Origin of the sequence: Gordonia sp. UBA7599 (genome assembly GCA_002477755.1) — a bacterium.
Taxonomy (GTDB): domain Bacteria; phylum Actinomycetota; class Actinomycetes; order Mycobacteriales; family Mycobacteriaceae; genus Gordonia.
On record DLKD01000002.1, the window covers coordinates 1 to 2,775 of the forward strand.

Below are 2,775 nucleotides of genomic sequence, written 5' to 3' on the forward strand. Positions count from 1 at the left end.
ATGGACAAGGTCGGCACGTTCGCGATGCTGCGCTTCGTCATCGAACTGTTCGGCGACACCGCCAAGGAGTTCGCGCCGTGGATGAGCGCGCTGGCTGTCGTGTCCATCGTTTACGGCCTGATCCTGGCGATCGCGCAGACCGACGTGATGCGGCTGATCGCCTACACGTCGATCTCCCACTTCGGGTTCATCGTGCTCGGCGTCTTCGCGCTGTCGCCGCAGTCGCAGGCCGGTGCGGCGCTGTACATGGTCAACCACGGCATCTCCACTGCCGCGCTGTTCCTGGTGGCCGGGTTCCTCACCAGCCGTCGCGGCTCGCGGCTCATCGCCGACTACGGCGGCGTCCAGAAGGTGGCGCCGGTGCTGTCTGCGGTCTTCCTGATCTCGGGCCTGGCCACGATTTCGCTGCCCGGCCTGGCACCGTTCGTCTCCGAATTCCTGGTGATGGTCGGCAGCTTCGGGCGTTACCCAGCCGCCGCAGTCGTGGCGACGGTCGCGCTCGTCGGCTCGGCGATCTACATCCTGTGGACCTACCAGCGGATGATGGGCGGCCCCGTCACGGACGGGGTCAAGGGCATCACCGACCTCGGTGGTCGGGAACGCCTCGTGCTGTTCCCGCTCCTCGCGGCCCTGTTGATCCTGGGCTTCTGGCCGCGCCCGGCGCTGGACGTGATCAACCCGGCGGTCAATCACACACTCACCTCGGTGTCGGTCATGCCGCCGCCCCACGCCCCGCGGCACTCGGGGCCGATGCATGAGGCTCCCGCACACGAACCACCGCACGGCGAGCAGGGAGGACACCGGTGACCACTGTCAACCTGGCCGCGACGATGGTCGCGCCGAGCATCGACTACCGGGCCCTATCGCCAATGCTCATCGTGTTGGGCGCCGCGGTGGTCGCAGTCCTCGTCGAAGCGTTCGTGCCCCAGCGCTGGCGGTCACGCACCCAACTGGTGCTGGCGTTGATCGGACTCGTCGCGGCACTGGTCGCCGTGGTCGCACTCGCCGCCAGCGGGAACGACCGGACGACGATGAGCGGCGCCGTCGTCCTCGACGGCCCGACGCTGTTCTCCCAGGGCGTGATCGTCGTCGTCGCGGTGCTCACCGTGCTGATCTGCAGTGAGCGCCGCCTCGACAACGTGTGGGCGCCGGTCGCCCTCGCGTCGTCGGTCCCCACGTCGGCGGTCGGCGGTGACGCCGACCTCGTCGCCGACCCTTTCACCCCGGCCGCCTCGACCGTCCCGGGTTCCGACGCCGAGCTGGTCGCCGGGCGTGCTGGCTCGCTGACCACCGAGGTGTTCCCGCTGACACTCTTCGCGACCGGCGGCATGATGCTGTTCGGCGCGTCGGGTGACCTGCTGACGATGTTCATCGCGCTGGAGGTCTTCTCGCTGCCGCTCTACATCCTGTGCGGGCTGGCTCGCCGTCGGCGCTTGCTGTCGCAGGAGGCGGCACTCAAGTACTTCCTGCTCGGCGCGTTCGCGTCAGCGTTCTTCCTCTTCGGCGCTTCGTTCATCTATGGGGCCACGGGCACGCTGTCGCTCGCCGGGGCGGGCAAGTCGTTGGCCAGCGCGGGTGATACGACGCTGGGCGTCATCGGCCTGGCGCTGCTGGCCGTCGGGTTGCTGTTCAAGATCGGTGCCGTGCCGTTCGGCTCCTGGGTGCCCGACGTCTACCAGGGCGCCCCGACGCCGGTCACCGCGTTCATGGCGTCGGCGACGAAGGTGGCGGCGTTCGTCGCCCTGGCGCGCGTGTTCTACGTGACGTTCGACTCGCTGGCCGACTACTGGCGCCCCGCGCTGTGGGTGGTGGCCATCGCGACCATGGTGATCGCGACGCTCATGGCGGTCAGCCAGGACGACATCAAGCGCATGTTCGCCTACTCGTCGATGGTGCACGCCGGATTCCTCCTGCTCGGCGTCATCGCGCTGAGTGAAGCGGGGTTGGCCGCGGTCCTGTTCTATCTCGCAACGTATGCGTTCTCCGCGTTCGGCGGCTTCGCCCTGCTGTCGGTGGTCCGTGACGGCGTCGGCCGCGAGGCGACCGGTTTCGAGTCGTGGGCCGGCCTGGGTCGGCGTCGGCCGTTGGTCGGCGCGTTGTTCGCCCTGTTCCTATTGGCGTTTGCGGGCATCCCGCTGACGACCGGATTCGTGGCCAAGTTCGTCGTGTTCGCCGCGGCAGGCTCGTCGGGCGCGTGGGGGCTGGTGATCGTCGGCGTCCTGGCCAGCGCGGTGGCCGCCTACTTCTACCTGCGGGTGATCGTCGCGATGTTCTTCACCGACGCCGACGACGACACTCCCGCCGTCGAGGTCCGCCAGCCGAGCCTGGCCACCACGCTCCCGATCGCCGTGTGCGCCATCGTCACCCTCGGCTTCGGCATCGCCCCGCAGTGGCTGTTGCACCTCGCCGAGTCCGCAACGCCCTTCCTCCGCTAGCAAGCAATCCGCCGAGCGAGCCCAATCCGACGCCCACCGAGCCCAATCCGGCACCGAACGAGCCCTATCGGACGTCGAACGAGCCCATTAGCGATGGTCGAGTGCTCCGCGAGGAACGAGCGGAGTGTATCGAGACCCTGGTGAGTCGAAATGCCAACGCGCCCAGGACAGTTCAGATGAGCAGTGCCGGTAACAACGCCGACGGTGGTGACGCAGGAAGTGCGCAATAGCCAAGCGCCCGAGGTTGTTGGATCGCATGTCGTTACGAGGTCTCGAAACGACGCCCTCCGGGAGGCTGCCTCGGGGTCTCGATACGGATCGGTCGGCGCAATTCTGGGCT

General features: G+C 68.1%; 2 protein-coding genes. Both read left to right on the forward strand.

What is annotated here, in order from left to right; genetic code table 11:
- Positions 1 to 807: NADH-quinone oxidoreductase subunit M (locus tag B4L26_RS00085; protein ID WP_290714369.1), on the forward strand; the 807-nt coding region annotated here is incomplete at its 5' end.
- 23 nt (positions 808 to 830) lie between these two features.
- A complete protein-coding gene (nuoN, locus tag B4L26_RS00090; protein WP_290714370.1) occupies positions 831 to 2,435 on the forward strand; it encodes an NADH-quinone oxidoreductase subunit NuoN in 1,605 nt (534 codons plus the stop codon).
- The last annotated feature ends 340 nt before the right edge of the window (positions 2,436 to 2,775 follow it).

What these genes read in the sequence shown, in the direction of transcription:
- nuoN (WP_290714370.1), top strand. Translation starts at nt 831, where the DNA reads ATGGTCGCGCCGAGCATCGACTACCGGGCCCTATCGCCAATGCTCATC.